A 20,490-nucleotide genomic window follows, 5' to 3' on the forward strand; every position below is an offset into this window, starting at 1 on the left:
TAGGTCAGTATAGGGTCGTGGCGGAACAGCAATCCTTACCCCTAGGCTTTGTGCGCGGCGAGCCGGTGATTGAAAAGCCGGAGGACCTCTACATACCGCCTGATGCACTCGAAGTGATCCTCGAAGCCTTCTCGGGGCCAATGGATCTGTTGCTGTATTTAATCCGTCGACAAAAATTTGATGTGGTTGATATTCCGGTGCTGACCATAACGCGGCAGTATGTTCAGTATGTCGAGATGATGAAAGAACTGAAGTTGGAGTTAGCTGCGGATTATTTGGTGATGGCAGCGATGTTGGCGGAAATTAAAAGTCGATTGCTACTGCCTAAACCGCCACAGGTCGATGAGGAAGAAGAGGACCCGCGTGCGGAGTTGGTCAGACGTTTGCGCGAGTATGAAGCGATTCGTCATGGTGCCGAATACATCGATGAGCAGCCGCAAGTCGGTCGCGACATGTGGTTATCGGAGGTCGATACGAATGCTCGAGCGTTTGTTACGACGGAGCCACCGGAAGTGAGCTTGGAAGATTTGACGTTGGCCTTCAGCCGCATTTTGAATCAACTTAAGTTGAATGCACATCATCACATTCAGCGCGAGCAGCTGTCGACGCGCGAGCGGATGAGTCGGATTTTAAACCAATTACAAACGCAGCCTTATTTGCGCTTTGCTCAGCTGTTCAGTAAAACCGAGGGACGAGCTGGCGCTGTGGTAAGTTTTTTAGCAATTTTGGAACTTGTGAAGGAATCAATGATAGAATTGTCACAAGTAACACCGATGAGCGAAATCCATCTGCGTAGAAAAGCCTCATTTGATGAACAAGAAGCAACTGAAACAACTGATTGAAGCTGCGTTATTTGCGCACCCACAGCCGTTGTCTGCACAACGGTTGCACGAGCTGTTTGAGAGGCAAGGCGTATCATTGAATGGTGTAAAGTCAGCCTTAAAAAGCCTACAAGATGATTATCATGACCGTGGCATTGAACTCGTTAAAGTCGCTTCTGGGTTTCGTTTTCAGACGCGCCCAGAATTTGGCGAGTCGCTCGCTGGCTTATGGCAGGAGCGACCGGCACGTTACTCGCAAGCGTTGCTTGAAACCTTGGCATTAATTGCCTATCGGCAACCCATTACGCGGGGCGAAATTGAGCAAGTACGTGGTGTAAGCGTAAGCTCGAATATTATTAAAACATTACAAGAACGGCAGTGGATTACGGTGGTGGGACAAAAAGAGGTACCTGGACGACCGCAGCTTTACGGAACCACTGCGCAATTTTTGGATGATTTTAATTTAACAAACTTGTCAGAGTTACCATCTATTGATTTTACTGACGAGACTACCGCTGAGACAGCGATAACTGAGAGAGAAGATCTTCATGACTGAGAAGTTACAAAAAGTGTTAGCCCGTTCTGGATATGGTTCACGCCGTGAAATCGAAGCGATGATTGGCGCTGGGCGAATACGAGTGAATGGCAAAGTAGCACAGGTGGGTGAGCGCATTGACGCTGATGCATCGGTGCGTATCGATGGTCATGAGGTTGTGATTAAATCTGAAAGCTCAGTTGTTTGCCGCGTTCTCACCTATCACAAACCTGAGGGCGAACTGTGCACACGCAAAGATCCTGAGGGTCGCCCAACGGTTTATGAGCGTTTACCACGAATGAGCGGCGCGCGTTGGGTCGCGGTAGGTCGTCTGGATGTAAACACATCGGGTTTGCTGTTGTTTACCACCGATGGTGAACTGGCGAACCGGTTAATGCACCCAAGCCAAGAAGTCGAACGAGAATACGCTGTGCGTATTTTTGGCGAAGTCACCGATGCAATGATCAACCGCCTGAAAAAAGGCGTGCAACTTGAAGACGGTGTCGCACAATTCGATACCATTAAAGCGGCTGGTGGCGGTGAAGGCATGAACCACTGGTACCATGTGACTTTAAAAGAAGGGCGTAATCGCGAAGTACGACGTTTATGGGAGAGCCAAGAGGTTCAGGTGAGCCGCTTGATCCGTGTTCGTTATGGCGACATTAAGCTTGAATCAGGACTTCCGCAAGGCGGTTGGAGTGAATTAGACCTCGAACAGGTGAACGAGCTACGCGCTAAAGTGGGCTTACCTCCTGAGGATAAGTCTTTCATCGATCCGCGTCATCAAGAGTCTAAGCAACGTAAGTTCGCTAAAATCCGCCGAGCGACTTCAAAACGCAAAGATCGCCTGCGTGAAGCGCAGCGCGTTAATAAAAATAAACGTAAATAAGCTGAGTTGTTTATGGTTTATTGGCGTCCTGATTTTGCGGCCGATCAGCAGATCGTGCTAGCGCAGCCGTATCGCCGTGACGTGTGGAGACAATCCGCACGGCCGGCACGTAAATGCATTGACGCACTCGCGCAATTACTGCGTCAGTATCATCCCATCTGTTTGCTGACACCACAAACCGTTTCCTACGATGATATCTGGATGCGGGATATCTTGCCGTTATGGTATCAAGAGGATGCTGGGCAGTGGCGCGGCTTGTTGATGGAATTTGATGGCTGGGGTGATGTGCAACAGACTATCGAACAAGACAGCCAATTACCTGAACAATTATTCGCCGACCATCTGTATCCGGTTTCTAAGCTGATTGGTGAGGGCGGTATGCTGACACATAACGGTCAGGTTGCATTAATGGGTTTAGCCGCACTCAAGTCACGCCAGCCTGAGTTAACACAACGGCAATTATCTCGCCGTGTCGAACAAAGCTTGGCAGGGCTCGATGTACACTTTTTTGATGGCAAGCTGAGTGCTGATGAGACCAGCGGGCACATGGATAACTTAGCGTTGTTCATCGCTGAAGATACGTTGATTTACTGTGCTACAGATGATGTTTCGCATCCAGACTACGAGACCTGCCAAAAATTGGCTGAAACAGTGGCACAGCTACCTGAACATATTGCTAAAGTGGCGCTACCGTTGCCATTGCCGCAACAGCCGCGAGAGCAGGATAGAGCCGGTATCATGAGTGATGGCAACAGTCTGGTGCGCGATATGACGCTGCCCATTTGTTGCAGTTATACCAACCTAATTGTCACTGATAAAGTGATTGTGGTGCCGGAATTTGAGTTACCCACGGACGCTGAAGTATTCGCTATCATTCAACGTCACGCGGGCGGTCGAAAAGTGCTGAGTCACCCTGCACGGGAGTTGGTGCTCGGCGGTGGCGGACTGCACTGCGTGTCGCACCAGGTGCCCGCCGACATTCCTCTGCCTGTTATTTAAGCGAAAACACAATTTCTAAGCGAGCTTCAATTTGTTGTTCGCCTGGCATTGACGCTGATTTAGCATCCATACGCGCTTCGGCCATATGAAACACCACCGGACGAGGATAGGATTGCTCGGTGATTTCCAGCACTGAGCCCAACTCACGGTCAGCAACGCCCGCTAACTGTGTTGCTTTATCTCGGGCAGCCGCATAGGCATCAGCCAGCGCACGCTGATATAAGTCTTTCTGATTGGATACCTCAAAACGCACCTGACTGACGCGAGTTACACCTTGCGCCAAGGCTAAATCAACGATCTGGTCATATTGTTCGATATCAGGAAGAGTAATCGAGATTTCGCGCATTACGACGAAGCCATCTTGTTTCGTTTGACCATCATCGTTTTGGTATTGCGGATACACTTGTAGTTGATATGAACGTATATTGCGTTCAGGCACGTCCCGTTTAACCAAGTCTCGTAAAAGTTTTTGCGTTGCCTGATCGACCTGATCTTTCATGGCACTTAATTTATCGCCGCGTTGCTCAATGCTAAACTGTAAACTCACCTGATCGGGCACCGCTGACGCCGACGCTGCGCCAGTGACACGGATCTGGTCAGGCGTTGTTTGGGCATGGGCAGTGAACGATGCACTGGCAATAAGTGCCAATGCGGTGGCAAAAATGAAGTTCCGTGTGGGTAATAGTGGTTTCATAAAGCTTATCCTTTGCTATTCAGTTGTACGTTGGAGTAAATACAGTTTGAAAAGTTCAGATGATGATGAGCAAGTGCTCAGAGAGAAATGTTTTAAACTATTAACTAAGCGAGAACATAGTCGTTTTGAATTAATTTACAAATTAAGCCAACGCGACTTTGAACGCAAACTAATTGAGCAAGTCGTTGATCGCATGCGTCAAGAGGGTTGGCAAAGTGATGAGCGGTTTGCGCAAAGTTTTGCGCGCGAGAAAGTCATGCAGCGACAAGGGCGGACGAAAATCGTTGCGCAGGCGACGCAGCAGCGTGGCATCGACAAGGCATTAATCGAACAAGCACTTGATCAACAGGAGGTCGACTGGTTCGATTTATGCCAGCAAGTTTATCAAAGTAAGTTTGGCTCAACACGACCTACTGATCGCAAAGATTGGGCTAAACGAGCACGATTTTTAATGCAACGTGGGTTTTCTCAAGAACAAATCAAATTTGCGATACAAGCCAATGATGATGACTAGTGATCAAACACTTCACATGGTAATCTAGTCGATCATTAATTATGACAAATGCGTGCAAAAAACAGGGTGTTTAATGAGCATTACAAGCGCTGAAATTCGAGAAAAATTTATTCAGTTTTTTGAGCAACGAGGTCACCAACGTGTACCTTCTGCTTCAATGATTCCCGCCAATGACCCCACATTATTATTTACCAATGCGGGCATGGTGCCTTTTAAAGATGTATTTCTAGGTACTGATAAGCGTAATTACAGCCGAGCGACATCCGCACAACGTTGTTTGCGAGCGGGTGGAAAACATAATGACCTCGAAAACGTCGGTTATACTGCGCGCCATCACACGTTTTTTGAAATGCTAGGTAACTTTAGCTTTGGTGATTACTTCAAAACCGAAGCGATCGAATTTGCCTGGCACTTCCTCACTCAAGAACTGCAACTGCCAGCAGAAAAACTTTGGGTGACGGTATTTGAAGAAGACGATGAAGCCTATGATATTTGGGCGAAACACATCGGTGTGCCAGAAGATCGTATTTCTCGCATTGGTGTCAAAGATAACTTTTGGTCAATGGGTGATACGGGACCGTGCGGTCCGTGTTCAGAAGTGTTCTATGACCATGGTCCTGAAGTATGGGGTGGTCCTCCGGGAACGCCTGAAGAAGACGGCGACCGCTACATTGAAATCTGGAACCTGGTCTTCATGCAATACAACCGTCAAGCTGACGGTACCATGGAACCTTTACCTAACCCATCTATCGATACCGGTATGGGGCTCGAACGTATTGCTGCAATTTTGCAAGGCGTTCATAGCAACTATGAAATTGATACATTCCAAGCGCTCATAAAACGTAGCGCCGATATCATCGGTGTTAGCGACTTAAGCAGTAAGTCACTGCGTGTTATTGCCGACCATATCCGTTCATGCTCGTTTCTAATCGCTGATGGTGTTATGCCATCGAACGAAGGTCGTGGCTACGTTCTGCGCCGTATTATCCGTCGCGCGGTTCGTCACGGCAATTTGCTGGGAGCAAAACAAACCTTCTTCTATCAGTTGGTCGACGAGTTGGTGAAGCTCATGGGTGAGGCTTATCCAGAACTGGTTGAGAAACGCCACATCATCGAAGATGCGTTAAAACGTGAAGAACAACAGTTTGAGAAAACACTGGAGCGTGGTTTAGCGATTTTAAACGACGAGATTAAGCAGTTATCGGGTAATACGTTAAACGGTGAGGTGGTATTCAAGCTATATGATACCTACGGCTTCCCAATGGATTTGACTGCCGATATCGCCCGCGAAAATGACCTGGTGATTGATGAAGACGGGTTTAATGCGGCGATGCAAGCGCAACGTGAACGGGCTCAAAAAGCATCACAATTTGGTGTGGATTATAACGCGCAAGTTAAAGCCACCACGGAATCTGTTTTTGATGGCTACACAGAAGCGAAAGCACATACCACAATCGTTGAGTTATTTCACGATGGACAGGCTGTTGAGCAACTCGAAGCAGGGCAACAGGGTGTTGTGGTACTTGGCAACACGCCGTTTTACGCAGAAAGTGGCGGTCAAGTAGGTGACACAGGCGTGCTGAATGTTGAGCAAGGTCAATTTAATGTGACGGATACTCAGTATATTGGCAAAGCCATTGCTCATCATGGTGAAGCAAACTGTACCCTTAAACTGGGTGATGCGGTTAATGCTGAAATTGATGCTGAGCGCCGTGACAACATTCGCCGTAATCACTCGGCGACGCATTTATTGCATGCTGCGTTGCGCGATATTCTGGGTGACCATGTACAGCAAAAAGGCTCGTTGGTTGAAGCTGAACGCATGCGTTTTGACTTTGCCCATTTTGAACCGCTCAGTAAAGCACAAATTGCAGAACTCGAGCGTGTCGTTAACGAACAGATCCGCAAAAATATTCGCCTAACGACGCAGGTGATGAATATCGATGAAGCGAAGAAAGCGGGTGCGATGGCGCTGTTTGGCGAAAAATATGACGATGACGTACGTGTTGTCCGCATGGGTGAGTTTTCGATGGAGTTATGTGGTGGTACTCATGTTGCTGCAACGGGCGATATCGGCTTATTTCGAATTATTCATGAAACAGGTATCGCATCCGGCGTTCGTCGCTTAGAAGTGGTTACAGGCGCCGCTGCTATTGAATTTATGGCACAGCAACAAGCGATCCTCAATCAACTGACGTCAGAGTTCAAGACCGATGAACAAGGTCTAATTACGAAAGTCGAGCAGTTACAAGGTAAATATCGTGAGCTTGAACGCAAAGCGGAACAGCTGCAACAGAAGCTTGCCCAACAGGCAGGTGGTGGTCTCATCCAACAAGCGGTAGAGATGAACGGTCACAAGGTTATCGTTGCTCAACTTGAAGACACTGAAGCGAAGGCATTGCGCGGTATCGTTGATGACTTAAAGAACCAATTAGGTTCTGGCGTCGTATTATTAGCCACTGCTCAAGGAACGAAGGTCAGTTTGATAGCTGGAGTCACTAAAGACCTCACCTCGACGATTAAGGCTGGAGATTTGGTTAATCAAGCCGCCAATGTAGTGGGTGGTAAGGGCGGAGGTCGTCCCGATATGGCACAAGCTGGCGGCTCAAACCCAGAGCATTTGAGTGAAGCTTTGGCAACAGCAACAAGCTGGCTAGAGCAGTCATTCAAAAAATAACTTGAATTTATAATAGTCAGTATAGTGTAATGAAGACATAACTTGTTACACTCTAAGGTAAATTTAGCTATTAACGTTCAAGGAACCGTTCTTAATCAAGCTGAACGCGGAACAGTATTTAAGGAGTAATGTATGTTAATTTTAACTCGCCGAGTTGGCGAAACATTGATGATTGGGGACGACGTTTCTGTCACAGTGTTAGGTGTTAAAGGTAATCAGGTTCGAATCGGCGTCAATGCACCTAAAGACGTTTCTGTTCATCGTGAAGAAATTTACATGCGGATTCAGTCTGAGACGGACGAGGAGCAACCAGACAAAGAATAAAATTTTTGTTTACTGTTCCGCCTAATAAAAGCCAGCTTTAAGCTGGCTTTTTTCTTTTTTAGTGGGTTTTGAATAAAAAATCATCGAGATGGTTAAATATCCCACGCTTAGTCATAAAAAGGGAAAAAAGCAATTGACATTATTGTCAGTCTCGCTAGAATGCACGCCACAACGTTAGGGAGAGGTGGCCGAGTGGCTGAAGGCGCTCCCCTGCTAAGGGAGTATAGGGTTTGTAGCCCTATCGAGGGTTCGAATCCCTCCCTCTCCGCCATATACTTAACGTTGCATGAAATAATGTTTGCGCTCGTAGCTCAACTGGATAGAGTACCTGGCTACGAACCAGGCGGTTGGAGGTTCGAGTCCTCCCGAGCGCGCCATATTTCATCTCAAAATTTTAACTGCACAATACGCGCTCGTAGCTCAACTGGATAGAGTACCTGGCTACGAACCAGGCGGTTGGAGGTTCGAGTCCTCCCGAGCGCGCCATTTCTTAGAATACCCCTTTATACTTATAAGTTCATTACCTTCTAGCCTTTCGGCTGTTCTATTTATTTTTATTCTCTTATCTTACTGATTTCTTTGCGAATATTTCTTTTAATTTAGTCATTTATATACTGAATAGTCAGTATATCCCCCTTTATCCGCTTGCTAAGCCTGTTAGCATAGTATTTAATATTTTTATAACAATTGTACGGAAATCCGCGAGGAGTAGTCGTGTCTGAGTTATTTATTAATGCTGCGGAAATTATGGCTGTGGGTATGACAACCGTCATTGCCTTTCTTTTGCTGCTGATTTTTGTCATGTCGTTGATGGCGAAATACCTGCCCAAGGGAGCTACCCATGAACCGACGCCGAGAAGCACCCGTAAGCAATCTAAGGCGGGCAAAGAACCCTCTGATGATACTGTGGCAGCGATTTCTGCAGCCGTTCACGCTTACCGTACCCAACGTAAGAAATAACGCGAATAACGAGGAGAGTTCCATATGAGCAAGCCCCTTAAGTTAACTGAGCTTGTATTTAGAGATGCCCACCAGTCGCTATTAGCCACGCGGCTTCGCCTCGAGGATATGCTGCCTATCGCGGATAAAATCGATAAAATTGGGTTTTGGTCTGTGGAGTCTTGGGGTGGCGCCACATTTGACTCTTGTATCCGCTACTTAGGTGAGGATCCGTGGGAGCGTATTCGTAAATTAAAAGAGGCGATGCCGAATACTCGACAGCAAATGTTATTGCGTGGTCAAAACTTGTTGGGCTACCGCCACTACGCCGACGACGTGGTCCGTCGTTTTGTTGAGCGTGCGAAAGAAAATGGCGTGGATGTATTCCGCATTTTTGATGCAATGAACGATGTGCGTAACCTTAAGACGGCGATTAAAGCCGCGAAAGACGTTGACGGTCATGCACAAGGCACTATGTCTTATACTGTGTCGCCAGTGCACACGCTCGAAAAATGGGTCGAAATGGCGCAGGAACTCGAAGATCTCGGTTGCGATTCGTTATGCATTAAAGACATGGCGGGTCTGTTGCGTCCAAATGATGCGTTTGAGCTGGTGTCGGCGCTCAAAGAGAAAACTAATCTACCGATCGCTATGCAATGCCATGCTACGACAGGTCTTAGCGTGGCGACTTATCAAAAATCGATTGATGCGGGTATCGATATGCTGGATACCGCGATTTCTCCAATGAGTATGACCTATGGTCATTCGCCAACAGAAACCTTAGTAGCCATGACCGAGGGCTCTGATCGCGATACCGGTCTATCGCTTACGGAGCTCGAAGATATTGCGAGTTATTTCCGCGATGTTCGCAAGAAATATGCAAAATTTGAGGGCTCGCTGAAAGGGGTAGATGCGCGCATTCTACTCGCGCAGGTTCCTGGTGGCATGCTCACCAACATGGAAAATCAACTTAAAGAGCAAAATGCACTGGATAAATTCGACCAAGTCCTTGAGGAGATTCCAAAAGTTCGTGAAGACCTTGGCTTCATTCCTTTGGTGACCCCAACGTCACAGATTGTCGGAACGCAAGCTGTGCTCAATGTGTTGAGTAAAGAGCGTTATGCAAACATTTCTAAAGAGACTGCGGCGGTATTGAAAGGTGAGTACGGCGCAACGGCTGCACCTGTAAATAAAGAGCTGCAGCAACGCGTGCTTGAAGGTGGTGAACCGATTACCTGTCGGCCTGCCGACTTGATTGATGACGAGCTTGAAAAGCTCACGCAAGAACTGAATGAGAAAGCAAAAGCAGATGGTATTCGGTTAGCGGATAATGTGGTTGATGATGTGCTGACTTACGCGCTGTTTCCACAAATTGGTCTGAAATTTTTACAGAACCGCGATAACCCGGATGCGTTCGAACCTGCCCCGAGTGCTGAAGACTCGCAACCGAGTCATAAACCGAAGCAGGGTACCGCAAACGCAACGAGTTCTAACACAAGTGGCACAGAACACTATGACGTGGCAGTGAATGGTAAGACCTATCAAGTGTCGGTCAGCGCCGCAGGTGAGCTTGAATCGGTTCAGCCTGCACCTAAGTCAGGCAGCAATGAGAGCGCTCCTGCTGCTGAGGGCACTACGGTGTCGGCACCACTTGCAGGTAACATCTTTAAAGTCAATGTCAGCGAAGGCGACCAGGTCAGCGCGGGCGATGTGCTTATCGTGATGGAAGCGATGAAGATGGAAACCGATATCAAAGCCGAGCAGGATGGCACCGTGAGCAGTGTCCACGTAAAAGAGGGCGATGCCGTATCGGTTGATGATGAACTGGTCACGCTGGGGTAATCGATGGATAAGCTAACGTTGTTATGGCAGACCACAGGATTGTCGGCGATTACTATTGGACAGACGGCGATGATCATTGTCGGTGGTATATTGCTGTTTTTGGCTATCGCCAAGAAATTTGAACCTCTGTTATTGTTGCCAATTGGCTTCGGTGCCATCTTGGCCAATATCCCGCTTGCGGGATTGACCGAAGCGGGAGGCGTGCTGTATTACGTCTACAAGGTTGGTATTGATACGGGGATGTTTCCCCTGATCATTTTCATGGGGGTGGGTGCACTCACTGACTTCGGTCCACTGCTTGCTAACCCTAAGATGATGTTGCTTGGTGGGGCTGCTCAGTTTGGTATCTTTGCTACATTATTTGGTGCGATTGCGCTCAATGTGGTGCCTGGTATCGAATTTACCATGGCCGATGCCGCAGCTATTTCGATCATTGGTGGCGCTGATGGACCGACGGCGATCTTCTTGGCTTCGCGACTGGCTCCTGACTTACTGGGTGCAATTGCGGTGGCGGCATACTCTTATATGGCATTAGTGCCTATTATTCAGCCGCCGATTATGCGCCTGCTCACATCGGAGTCAGAACGCCAAATTAAAATGAAGCAGCTACGTCCGGTGGGCCGTCGTGAGAAGATTTTCTTCCCACTGGCTGTCATTCTATTGACCTTGTTGCTGTTACCAAGTGCCACGCCATTAGTCGGTATGTTTTGCTTGGGTAACTTAATGCGCGAATCAGGCGTTGTGGAGCGTTTAACTAAAACCACTCAAAATGATCTGATCAACATTGTGACGATCTTCTTGGGCTTGGCGGTAGGCTCGAAGTTACAAGCTGAGGAATTTCTCAGCTTCCAGACGCTCGGTATCCTTGTTTTGGGTGCGATAGCTTTTGCGATTGGTACCGCAAGTGGCATTCTTATGGCAAAACTGATGGGTAAATTCAGTAAAGATCCAATTAACCCATTGATTGGAGCGGCGGGTGTATCGGCAGTGCCGATGGCGGCGCGGGTGGTTAATAAGGTCGGGTTGGACTCGAACCAAAGCAACTTCCTACTGATGCATGCCATGGGACCGAATGTCGCAGGTGTGCTTGGCTCTGCCGTAGCTGCAGGTATCTTGCTCGCACTTGTCTAAGTGCGGCAGCCCGTGACTTAAAGGCTTACAGGTCGCCGCGACCTGTAAGCCACATCATTAAGGTGTAGAACAGCGCGATAACTGTACTAATGATGGCAATATACACGAAGCCCTTCTGACCTTGCTTAAGCGTCCAACCATGCATTTTTAGGTACGTAATCCACAGCAAACTCAATACCAATGGAATGATGAATATAAAGCGGATCATGATTGTTCCTGTTGTTGGTGCTGATAAATCGCCGATAGGTCATTGGCTGCTTGATAAGCATGATTCAACGACTTCTCAAGACCTGTAATCGTATCGGCAACCTTATCGATATTGCCCGCAGCCATGTGTTTTTCCAAATCAGCTGCACGAGCATGCAGGGCATCTAAACCTAGATTGCCCGCTGCGCCCTTTAACGAGTGAAAGTAACGTCGCGCGCTCTCGTGTTGACCGCGAGTAATAAAGTCAGACACTTTCATAGCGCTGTTCTGGTACTCACTAAACAGTTGTTCTACTAAGCGCAAATACAGCGGTACGTTATGTTGTAAACGTGCAAGTGCCTGCTCAAATTGAATCCCCTTAACCTGAGGATAACGAATTTTCTTCTCGTTTGGATGAGCCGGCTCTGGGGCTTGCTTAACTTCAGTATGCTGCGTGACTTCATCTTCATAGTGGCCTGGCACGCACCATTTGATGATGGCTTTCAATAGCTGCTTTTCATCGATCGGCTTGGCTATATGACCTTGCATCCCCGCCGACAACGAACGTTCCTCATCACCACTCATGGCATTGGCAGTCATCGCAAGGATAGGTAACTGTTTGTAGTCATAATGGGCACGTATTTTCTTCGCCGCAGTAAGACCATCCATCACGGGCATTTGAATATCCATCAACACCAATGCGTAAGCTTTATGTTCAATGGCGTCCAATGCCGCCTGACCATGTTCCGCGATATCGACCTTAAAGCCTTGGCTTTTTAACAGCTCGAGTGCAACTTGCTGGTTAATCTCGTTATCTTCTACTAATAAGATAGGCGCACCCTTGATTGCATCTGGCAAGTTCATGCTGGGCGAGTCACTCGGTGCCGCAATATTCTCTCGTTTATACAGCGTAGTCGCCAAACTGTGCCCTAACGTTGTTGCCGTAAAGGGCCTGGATAAAATGTCTGAGATCCCAGCGGCCGCCGCCTGCTCACTCATTTCCTCAGCATAATATCCCGTTGCGAGTATCATTTTAGGTGCATCATCAGCGAATGATTGATGGACTTTATGGCACAGTGATAAGCCATCCATACCGGGGAGACGCCAATCAACGAGCAATACATCATAAGGCGCCGCATCTTCGCGTAAAATATCGAGCGCTTGCTCTGCGGTTCGACAGACCCGTACATCGACCTGATAACTGCGTAACATTTCCTGAATCATCTCACGGGTGCTCAAATTATCATCTATTGCTAACACTCGTTTGCCACGCAGTTTCTGAATGAGGTACTGATGATGCGAATCGTCCTGTTGCGGCTGCATCGGCAGTGTTAATTCAATATAAAAAGTAGAACCCTGACCAACACCACTGGTTACACCGATATCACCGCCCATTAATTGGATGAGGCGTCGAGAAATCGCTAAACCGAGCCCGGTACCACCATATTTACGGGTGGTTGAAGAGTCTGCTTGGGTAAAAGCTTTAAACAGGTTAGCGCGCTGCTCTTCATCCATGCCGATACCGGTGTCGGTTACAGAGATGCGTAGCCAGACTTTATCGGTATTCTTATCCAATAAGGTAACAGCGACATTTATCTCACCATCTTCTGTGAATTTAATGGCATTACTGACTAGGTTTACCAGTACCTGGTTGAGTCGCAGTGGATCCCCGAGTAACCGCGTTGGGATGTTAGCAGGCAAGTTAATGATGAACTCAAGATCTTTATCGTACGCCTTATAAGCGAACATATCGGCCAAGGAGGTCAGCACGTCCTGTAAGTCAAAGGGAATACGCTCGATGCTGAGTTTGCCCGCATCAATCTTGGAAAAGTCGAGAATATCATTAATGACGCCCAGCAGTGCCTGCGATGACGAATCGATGACCTTGATATATCGCTTTTGTTTTTCTGATAATTGGGTTTTAAGGCACAGGTTGGCCATCCCTACGATGGCATTAATGGGCGTGCGGATCTCATGACTCATATTGGCAAGAAATTCACCTTTTGCCACGTTGGCTTGTTCGGCAGCTTCCTTCGCCTGTTCCATCTGCTCGGCAACGGACTTGATAGACGAGATGTCGTAATAACTGCCAATGATGCCGATGACATTCTTTTGGTCGTCATAAAGTGGCACACTGGAGTGTTCAATATAGCGTGTGTTGTTCGCTAAACTCAGTTCAATTTCAGCATTACATGAGGCTAACCCGTGTTCTAGCGTTAAGCGATCACGCTCTAACAAAACGGGATTTTTCGCTAACCATGTCAGTTGGTCATCACGTTTGCCCTCGAGCGCTTCGCTATTACATTGAATATCACGTAAAAAGGCATCATTACCGCCGAGGTATTCAAGATCGCTGTTACGCCAATAGACCCGTGTCGGCAAGTCATTAAACACTTGTTGTAATAATTGCTGCGAGCTGGCCGTTAAAAACGGTTGACGCAGCGGAGACGTTAGCGAGGTCTGGCGCGTCCAAGTAAAAATGACAATACCTGCAATTAATCCAACCGCAACCGAAGCCAGTAATATGTAGTCACTGAGTGGCGCGGGTATAATCAGGTAACTCATGATGCTGATAAGTTGAAAGGCAATGAAGCCTATTTGAAACCGTGTCCAGAATGTTGTCATTCGTTACTTGCCAAAACGCTGTGAAAAAAAAATGGGTGCGCCATAAGTGTGCCACGACACAGGCGTAACGCCAAGTTTATTAAGCCAATCATGGACGCGCGCAGCAAATCTAAGTAAGCTAACCGCATGCGTCAGAAAAGGTAGTATCGGAGTCCCTTTTGCAAACTCAATTCGAACGAAAAATCACCGAACTCACAGAAAACCACTCAAGCGCCATTTGGGAAGGTATTCATCGTGGAATCGAGCGTGAGGCTTTACGTGTTTTAGAAAACGGCACACTCGCGCCGACCGACCACCCTGAGGCGTTGGGAAAGACGCTTACACATGACACGATTACGACGGATTACTCTGAAAATTTACTTGAGTTTATTACCCCCGTTGCTGAGTCAATTCGTACCACATTGTCGCAACTTAAAGATATTCATACGCATACGTTTAAGGCGTTAGGCGATGAGTTGTTATGGCCTTTGAGCATGCCTTGTTATATTGGCTCGGACAAGGATATTCGCGTTGCTAAATTTGGTGACTCTCATTCGGGACGAATGAAGTCGCTCTATCGTGTGGGTCTTACTCACCGTTATGGCGCAACCATGCAAATTATATCCGGTGTTCATTTTAATTTTTCGGTGCCCGAGGCACTGTGGACAGCGATTGCAAAGGACGAACAGGTCGAGGATAACGCGGCGTTTCGTTCAGAAAAATATTTTGCTTTGATTCGCAATTACAAACGGTTGTCGTGGGTTATTCCATTTTTATTCGGTGCTTCACCGGCATTGTGTGAGTCCTTTTTTACTCAGACGAAAACGGAAAATAAACTGAAAGAGTGGAATTTTGCTAAGTTAGGTAAGGGGACTTGCTACTTACCTTATGGTACCTCGTTGCGAATGAGTGACTTAGGTTATACCAATAAAGAGCAAGCGAGTCTGAAAATCACCTATAACAATCTGGATGACTACGTTGCAGGCTTGCGTCGTGCGATTACTACGCCATCCGAGAATTTTAAATCGATCGGTGTGAAAGATAACGGCGAGTATCAACAGCTTAACAGCAATATTCTGCAGATCGAGAACGAGTTCTACTCGCCGATTCGTCCCAAGCGCACAGCGAAAGGTGGCGAAACGCCAACACAAGCACTTGAACGTGGTGGTGTCGAGTATATTGAGGTGCGTGCGCTCGATGTAAACCCGTTTAGTGAAGTGGGTATTACCGCGCAACAAATTCAGTTTCTTGACCTGTTCTTGTTGTACTGCTTGTTGTCAGAAAGTGCACCGATGGATTGGGAAGCGCAGCAGAAAACCGATCAGAACTTTAATAAAGCGGTTATGCAAGGCCGCAACCCGTCGCTTAGCTTGTGGCAAGATGGGCATGATCGCTTGATGACGGACTGGCTCGAAGAGTTATTTGCCGAATTGGCGGCGCTGGCACGCATTATGGATAATTCGCCACACTCAGAGTCGGGTTATGTCGCGGCAATTGAAGCTTTGTATCCGTGCGTGTTGAATCCTGAGCTAACGCTCTCTGGTCAAGTGCTAGAAATCCTACGCAGCAATGATTGGGATGCCAGTCGCTTAGGAAAAGAATTAGCGCTGAAGTATCAGCGGCTTTTCAGTGAGGCAGCGTATGAATGCTTTACTGAACACGACTTCGCAAACTGGAAGGCAACTTCAGAGGCCGACTTCGAAGCGCGTAAAGCTTCGGATAACGTGGTTGATTTTGATACCTTCTTAAGTAACTATTTCGAAAAGGCAAAATGCTCGGGTCGTTCAGCGCCCAACAGGTAAATTAAAAGGGTCATGCGGAAAAAAGAAAAAGGCGCAACGATAATCCGTTACGCCTGATAGTTCAGGGGGGTGAACACAACATAACTGTTTACTCTGATACGTGCGTCATCAAAAAGTTCAAAATCATGCGAAAAAAAGTTTATAAAAAGGGTTCGATCATAGCCTCAGCGGTTTTGGTAAGCGCTTTAAGCGGCTGCGCGACGCCCCCACCGCAGTCTCCAGAAAATATCTGCGACATTTTTGAAGAGCATAACGATTGGTATCATGCTGCGGCTGATGCGCGTGAGCGCTGGGGCGTGCCGATTCACGTACCGATGGCGATGATGTATCAAGAGAGTTCCTTTAAACATGACGCGGTGCCGCCGCGGTACTATTTTTTGGGCTTCATTCCGTGGGGAAGGGTGAGTAGCGCGTATGGATATTCTCAGGCAAAAGATATGACCTGGGAAGACTATCAACGCGAGACAGGCAATGGTTGGGCGAGCCGTGGTGATTTTGAGGATGCTATCGACTTCATGGGATGGTTCATCTATAAAAGTTACGAAATCAATGGTGTCTCTAAGTGGGACGCGTATGCCCAGTATCTCAATTATCACGAGGGTTGGGGCGGTTATGCTCGAAAGTCATACCTCAGTAAACCTTGGCTTGTGAAAGTGTCAAAGCAAGTGAAGAGCCGATCATTAAAATACGCAACTCAGCTCAAGACCTGTGAAGACGATCTTAAGCACGGTTGGCTATATAATTTATTCTTTGATTGGTAATGTCGGCGCAAGGCGAGCGGTGTTAATCACCGCTAGATGAACGCGGCTCCTGAAAGTGATGTGGTAGCACGCGCACTTGCTTTATCATGGTATCGCCCACTTCAATCAGTTCGACCGGGTAGCCCCCTAAACGCAAGCTCAGGCGTGCATTTGGAATATCACCAAACTGTTCGATAATTAAACCACTGAGGGTTTTTGGACCGTCGGTTGGAAACTGCCAGTTCATCTCTTTATTGAGTTCGCGTAGGTTAGCAGCCCCTTCAACTAAATAACTTCCGTCGGGTTGAGCGACCGCCGTCTCGCTTGGCTGTGGTGCCATTGAAGTAGTAAAGTCACCAACAATTTCTTCTAAAATATCCTCTAATGTCACCAAGCCTTGGATATCACCGTACTCATCCACAACAAGACCAATACGTTCTTTACGACGTTGGAACTTTAAGAGCTGTACATTGAGTGGTGTGCCTTCTGGGATAAAGTAGATATCGCGTGCAGCACGCACCAGTGTCGCTTTGTCCGCTTCAAATTGGTTCTTAGTCATTAACCGCATCACGTCGCGGGCATGCAGGAAGCCGACCGCATCATCAATGTCATTACGGTATAACAGCACGCGGGTGTGTTGAGCGTGTTCGATCTTCTTAATGATTCGTGACCATTCATCATTGATATCGATACCGACAATTTCATTACGAGGGATCATGACATCTTCAACGGTCACTTTTTCGAGATCAAGAATGCTTAACAACATCTCTTGGTGAGATGCAGGGATCATGTTGCCCGCTTCGTTGACTACGGCGCGTAATTCATCTGAGTTTAACGCGTCGCCCACTTGCGCACGCTTGGGGTCGACACCTAGCAGGCGCATAAATGAGTTAGTAATAAAGTTCACGCTAGTGACAAATGGATACATCACCATCAGTAACGGGCGGAGGATCAGTGAGCTTGGAAACGCCACACGCTCGGGATGCAATGCTGCGATAGTTTTTGGGGTGACCTCAGCAAAAATGAGGATAATCAGAGTGAGACCTAAGGTAGCAAAAACGATACCGGCGTCACCAAACCACCGAATACATAAAATGGTCGCGATAGAAGAAGCTGCAATATTGACTAGGTTATTTCCTATCAGAATCAGCCCGATTAATCGATCAGGGCGCTCGAGTAAGAACTGAACTCGGCGTGCGCCATGGTGATTGTTTTGCACCAAATGTCGCAACCGATAGCGGTTAATCGACATCATGCCCGTTTCGGAGCCGGAAAAATATGCAGAGAGAGCGATGAGAACTACGAGTATTACGAGTAACATACTCGTCGATATATCGTCCAAACTTACTATCCTCTTAGTTGTTGCGAATCTGACAATTTAGAGCTTTCAGCCGTCAAGTCAAGCATTGCCTTAGCTGAGAATGATATCTTTGACAAAACGACTGCCAAAGTATCCGAGCGTTAACAGGATTGTCCCGATAATACTCAACACCATAACGGGCTTACCGCGTAATCCCGTCGCTTTGTGAGTCAGGTAGGTGATGATGTATACCAAAGCTGCCGCCATGGCGAGAATGGTTTTGTGCGCTTGGCTTTGAGCAAACATATTGTCTAAAAACGCAAAGCCTGAACCGATGGCGAGAATCAGCAATAACGTACCGGCTGAAAGCAGCCTAAAGAAGTAGCGCTCAATATTCATCAATGGTGGGAGCTGCTTAAACAGACCGCTCGTTTTTTTTGTCTTGAGCAAGTAATTAATATAACTCGCCTGAATAGCGTACAACGTAGCGAGCGCGAGCACTCCGTAGGCGACCAGTGAGAGCACGATATGGATAATAAGGCCATGTCCAACGCCGATATAGGCGCCCAAATCGGCGGGAGTGAGTACTAACAACAGAGCAGATAGCGCAGCAAATAAATAGATCACCGGCTTTAATAACAGGCTGTTAGCTTGCTGAACACGAAACAGCGATAGTGATGCAATGAGCCAAGCGACAATTGATAAACTAGACGATACGTTGAGATGGTCAAAACCATCGCCCGCTAAGCGCAAATAAATCAATGCACCATGGCAGATGAGTGCAAAAACGGCAGTCACTAAGCTGATAACCGTGAGCGGAGAACGTGGTTTGAAAACCTGTTGCAGCATAAATAGCGCACTGGCGACGTAGAGCACAAGTGTCGCACTGAGTAATGCGGAAATAAGCACTGCGGTTGCTTCCCTAGATTAACTGAATTACGACTGAGTATACGCCCTTGATTAATTAAACCCAAGCGCTCGAAGGGCGAAACTTTGTTGGTTTTGCTATATACTATCCCCATAATATAAATGAGCTCGTTTTGCGACAACAGAAGAGATCGCGGTTATGTTTGAGAATTTAAGCGAACGTCTCACCCAGACGTTGCGAAGCATTGGCGGCAAAGGCCGTCTAACAGAAGACAATATTAAGTCGACGTTGCGTGAAGTGCGCATGGCGTTACTCGAGGCCGACGTGGCATTGCCCGTGGTAAAAGAGTTTATTGGCAAAGTAAAAGAGCGTGCCGTTGGCACTGAGGTCAATAAGAGTCTGACACCGGGTCAGGTGTTTGTAAAAATCGTCCAATCCGAGCTTGAAGCAGCGATGGGCGAAGCTAACGTACCGTTGGATTTAAGTACGCAGCCTCCTGCTGTTATTTTGATGGCGGGCCTACAAGGTGCGGGTAAAACAACGTCCGTGGGTAAACTGGCCAAATACCTGAAAGAGCGTCAAAAGAAAAAGGTCATGGTGGTCAGTGCTGATATCTACCGTCCGGCGGCGATTAAGCAGCTTGAAACGCTCGCTGAACAAGTGGATGTCGAATTTTTCCCATCAACCACGGAACAAAGCCCCGTGGAGATCGCACAGGGTGCGATTGCGGCTGCGAAAAAACAATTTGTCGACGTGGTACTGGTCGATACTGCAGGTCGCTTAACTATCGATGAAGATATGATGCAGGAAATCCAACACCTGCACAGCGAAATCAAACCGGTTGAAACCTTGTTTGTTGTCGATTCGATGACGGGCCAGGACGCGGCGAACACGGCGAAAGCCTTTAATGAAGCACTGCCGCTTACCGGTGTCATCTTAACCAAGACCGATGGTGATGCGCGCGGTGGTGCAGCCTTATCGATTCGCCATATCACCGGCAAACCGATCAAATTCTTAGGTGTCGGTGAAAAGACCGACGCACTTGAACCTTTCCATCCTGACCGTGTTGCTTCGCGCATCTTAGGCATGGGTGACATTCTTTCGTTGGTCGAGGAAGTCGAACAAAAAGTCGACCGCGAAAAGGCCGAGAAAGTTGCTCGCAAGGTCATGAAAAAAGGTCAGTTCTCACTTGAGGACTTTCGTGATCAATTAGTCCAAATGCGCGAAATGGGTGGCATGATGGGGCTGATGGCAAAAATGCCAGGTATGGGCAAAATGACCGACCAGATGAAAGGTCAAATGGATGACAAAATGACCTTACGCATGGAAGCAATCATCAATTCAATGACGCCGAAAGAGCGTGAACACCCCGATGTCATTAAAGGCTCACGCAAGCGTCGCATTGCGGCCGGTTCAGGCACGCAAGTACAAGACGTGAACAAACTCTTGAAGCAGTTCCAGCAAATGCAAAAGATGATGAAGAAGATGAAAGGCGGCGGCATGCAGAAAATGATGCGTGGCATGGGGGGGAAATTACCACCGGGTATGTTTGGTGGTCGTTAAGCTCAAGCGTTGCTTTATCGCCCGATAAGCTTGCATTTGTTGTAAAAATCAGTAGAATTGCC

The 20,490-nt window shown here is 47.6% G+C and carries 18 protein-coding genes and 3 tRNA genes; 16 read left to right on the forward strand and 5 right to left on the reverse strand.

Annotated elements, in window-relative coordinates:
• The first annotated feature begins 17 nt into the window (after positions 1-17).
• Genes DFP83_RS08780 through DFP83_RS08795 form a run of 4 tightly spaced genes read left to right on the forward strand, consistent with a single transcriptional unit; the run spans position 18 to position 3,244 of the window.
• Positions 18-842, forward strand: coding sequence for a segregation and condensation protein A (locus tag DFP83_RS08780; protein ID WP_110574889.1), 825 nt, complete (start codon positions 18-20; stop codon positions 840-842).
• Positions 811-1,377, forward strand: coding sequence for an SMC-Scp complex subunit ScpB (scpB, locus tag DFP83_RS08785; protein ID WP_110574891.1), 567 nt, complete (start codon positions 811-813; stop codon positions 1,375-1,377). Before DFP83_RS08780 ends, scpB begins: the two co-directional genes overlap by 32 nt.
• A complete protein-coding gene (gene rluB, locus DFP83_RS08790; protein ID WP_110574893.1) occupies positions 1,370-2,245 on the forward strand; it encodes a 23S rRNA pseudouridine(2605) synthase RluB in 876 nt (291 codons plus the stop codon). Before scpB ends, rluB begins: the two co-directional genes overlap by 8 nt.
• Positions 2,246-2,257: 12 nt before the next feature.
• The gene (locus DFP83_RS08795) at positions 2,258-3,244 is read left to right on the forward strand and encodes an agmatine deiminase family protein (protein ID WP_110574895.1); all 987 of its coding nucleotides are present in this window, start codon (positions 2,258-2,260) and stop codon (positions 3,242-3,244) included.
• Here the strand turns inward: DFP83_RS08795 and DFP83_RS08800 are convergent.
• Entirely contained in the window at positions 3,237-3,938 is a 702-nt protein-coding gene (locus tag DFP83_RS08800) for an SIMPL domain-containing protein (protein ID WP_110574897.1), read from the reverse strand. The genes DFP83_RS08795 and DFP83_RS08800 overlap by 8 nt on opposite strands.
• Positions 3,939-3,984: 46 nt before the next feature.
• On the opposite strand from DFP83_RS08800, the gene DFP83_RS08805 reads away from it, so the two are divergent.
• The 9 genes from DFP83_RS08805 to DFP83_RS08845 all read left to right on the forward strand — a co-directional run bounded on the left by DFP83_RS08805 (position 3,985) and on the right by DFP83_RS08845 (position 11,365).
• Complete coding sequence (locus DFP83_RS08805) at positions 3,985-4,452, forward strand: regulatory protein RecX (RefSeq protein WP_110574899.1); 468 nt, start codon at positions 3,985-3,987, stop codon at positions 4,450-4,452.
• A gap of 73 nt (positions 4,453-4,525) precedes the next feature.
• Positions 4,526-7,129 carry an alanine--tRNA ligase gene (gene alaS / locus DFP83_RS08810; protein WP_110574901.1) on the forward strand — a complete coding sequence of 868 codons (2,604 nt, stop codon included), beginning with the start codon at positions 4,526-4,528 and terminating at the stop codon, positions 7,127-7,129.
• Positions 7,130-7,261: 132 nt separating this feature from the next.
• Positions 7,262-7,453 (forward strand): carbon storage regulator CsrA, encoded by a 192-nt coding sequence (gene csrA, locus DFP83_RS08815; protein ID WP_110574902.1) that lies wholly within the window; start codon positions 7,262-7,264, stop codon positions 7,451-7,453.
• Between the two features lie 178 nt (positions 7,454-7,631).
• A tRNA-Ser gene (locus DFP83_RS08820) sits at positions 7,632-7,724 on the forward strand.
• A gap of 29 nt (positions 7,725-7,753) precedes the next feature.
• Positions 7,754-7,830: transfer RNA gene (locus DFP83_RS08825), tRNA-Arg, on the forward strand.
• Between the two features lie 32 nt (positions 7,831-7,862).
• Positions 7,863-7,939, forward strand: a tRNA-Arg gene (locus DFP83_RS08830).
• 228 nt (positions 7,940-8,167) lie between these two features.
• Entirely contained in the window at positions 8,168-8,413 is a 246-nt protein-coding gene (locus tag DFP83_RS08835; protein WP_198679852.1) for an OadG family protein, read from the forward strand.
• 24 nt (positions 8,414-8,437) lie between these two features.
• A complete protein-coding gene (oadA, locus tag DFP83_RS08840) occupies positions 8,438-10,234 on the forward strand; it encodes a sodium-extruding oxaloacetate decarboxylase subunit alpha (protein ID WP_110574904.1) in 1,797 nt (598 codons plus the stop codon).
• A gap of 3 nt (positions 10,235-10,237) precedes the next feature.
• Positions 10,238-11,365 carry a sodium ion-translocating decarboxylase subunit beta gene (locus DFP83_RS08845; RefSeq protein ID WP_110574906.1) on the forward strand — a complete coding sequence of 376 codons (1,128 nt, stop codon included), beginning with the start codon at positions 10,238-10,240 and terminating at the stop codon, positions 11,363-11,365.
• Between the two features lie 25 nt (positions 11,366-11,390).
• On the opposite strand, the gene DFP83_RS08850 is transcribed toward DFP83_RS08845, so the two are convergent.
• Positions 11,391-11,573, reverse strand: coding sequence for a hypothetical protein (locus tag DFP83_RS08850; RefSeq protein ID WP_110574907.1), 183 nt, complete (start codon positions 11,571-11,573; stop codon positions 11,391-11,393).
• Positions 11,570-14,176 (reverse strand): response regulator, encoded by a 2,607-nt coding sequence (locus DFP83_RS08855; protein WP_110574909.1) that lies wholly within the window; start codon positions 14,174-14,176, stop codon positions 11,570-11,572. Before DFP83_RS08855 ends, DFP83_RS08850 begins: the two co-directional genes overlap by 4 nt.
• A gap of 158 nt (positions 14,177-14,334) precedes the next feature.
• Here DFP83_RS08855 and gshA point away from each other — a divergent pair, with 158 nt between their 5' ends.
• Together gshA and DFP83_RS08865 are read left to right on the forward strand one after the other, a co-directional pair.
• Complete coding sequence (gshA, locus tag DFP83_RS08860) at positions 14,335-15,957, forward strand: glutamate--cysteine ligase (protein ID WP_110574911.1); 1,623 nt, start codon at positions 14,335-14,337, stop codon at positions 15,955-15,957.
• 125 nt (positions 15,958-16,082) lie between these two features.
• Positions 16,083-16,718, forward strand: coding sequence for a transglycosylase SLT domain-containing protein (locus DFP83_RS08865; RefSeq protein ID WP_110574913.1), 636 nt, complete (start codon positions 16,083-16,085; stop codon positions 16,716-16,718).
• Positions 16,719-16,740: 22 nt separating this feature from the next.
• On the opposite strand, the gene DFP83_RS08870 is transcribed toward DFP83_RS08865, so the two are convergent.
• Positions 16,741-18,039 carry an HlyC/CorC family transporter gene (locus DFP83_RS08870; RefSeq protein WP_110574915.1) on the reverse strand — a complete coding sequence of 433 codons (1,299 nt, stop codon included), beginning with the start codon at positions 18,037-18,039 and terminating at the stop codon, positions 16,741-16,743.
• 69 nt (positions 18,040-18,108) lie between these two features.
• The gene (locus DFP83_RS08875; protein ID WP_110574916.1) at positions 18,109-18,906 is read right to left on the reverse strand and encodes a cytochrome C assembly family protein; all 798 of its coding nucleotides are present in this window, start codon (positions 18,904-18,906) and stop codon (positions 18,109-18,111) included.
• Between the two features lie 157 nt (positions 18,907-19,063).
• Here DFP83_RS08875 and ffh point away from each other — a divergent pair, with 157 nt between their 5' ends.
• Complete coding sequence (gene ffh / locus DFP83_RS08880) at positions 19,064-20,428, forward strand: signal recognition particle protein (RefSeq protein WP_110574918.1); 1,365 nt, start codon at positions 19,064-19,066, stop codon at positions 20,426-20,428.
• The last annotated feature ends 62 nt before the right edge of the window (positions 20,429-20,490 follow it).

Origin of the sequence: Idiomarina fontislapidosi (assembly GCF_003226255.1) — a bacterium.
GTDB classification, from domain to species: Bacteria; Pseudomonadota; Gammaproteobacteria; order Enterobacterales; family Alteromonadaceae; genus Idiomarina; species Idiomarina fontislapidosi.

What these genes read in the sequence shown, in the direction of transcription:
- scpB (WP_110574891.1), top strand. Translation starts at nt 811, where the DNA reads ATGAACAAGAAGCAACTGAAACAACTGATTGAAGCTGCGTTATTTGCG.
- rluB (WP_110574893.1), top strand. Translation starts at nt 1,370, where the DNA reads ATGACTGAGAAGTTACAAAAAGTGTTAGCCCGTTCTGGATATGGTTCA.
- DFP83_RS08795 (WP_110574895.1), top strand. Translation starts at nt 2,258, where the DNA reads ATGGTTTATTGGCGTCCTGATTTTGCGGCCGATCAGCAGATCGTGCTA.
- DFP83_RS08800 (WP_110574897.1), bottom strand. Translation starts at nt 3,938, where the DNA reads ATGAAACCACTATTACCCACACGGAACTTCATTTTTGCCACCGCATTG.
- alaS (WP_110574901.1), top strand. Translation starts at nt 4,526, where the DNA reads ATGAGCATTACAAGCGCTGAAATTCGAGAAAAATTTATTCAGTTTTTT.
- csrA (WP_110574902.1), top strand. Translation starts at nt 7,262, where the DNA reads ATGTTAATTTTAACTCGCCGAGTTGGCGAAACATTGATGATTGGGGAC.
- oadA (WP_110574904.1), top strand. Translation starts at nt 8,438, where the DNA reads ATGAGCAAGCCCCTTAAGTTAACTGAGCTTGTATTTAGAGATGCCCAC.
- DFP83_RS08845 (WP_110574906.1), top strand. Translation starts at nt 10,238, where the DNA reads ATGGATAAGCTAACGTTGTTATGGCAGACCACAGGATTGTCGGCGATT.
- DFP83_RS08850 (WP_110574907.1), bottom strand. Translation starts at nt 11,573, where the DNA reads ATGATCCGCTTTATATTCATCATTCCATTGGTATTGAGTTTGCTGTGG.
- DFP83_RS08855 (WP_110574909.1), bottom strand. Translation starts at nt 14,176, where the DNA reads ATGACAACATTCTGGACACGGTTTCAAATAGGCTTCATTGCCTTTCAA.
- DFP83_RS08865 (WP_110574913.1), top strand. Translation starts at nt 16,083, where the DNA reads ATGCGAAAAAAAGTTTATAAAAAGGGTTCGATCATAGCCTCAGCGGTT.
- ffh (WP_110574918.1), top strand. Translation starts at nt 19,064, where the DNA reads ATGTTTGAGAATTTAAGCGAACGTCTCACCCAGACGTTGCGAAGCATT.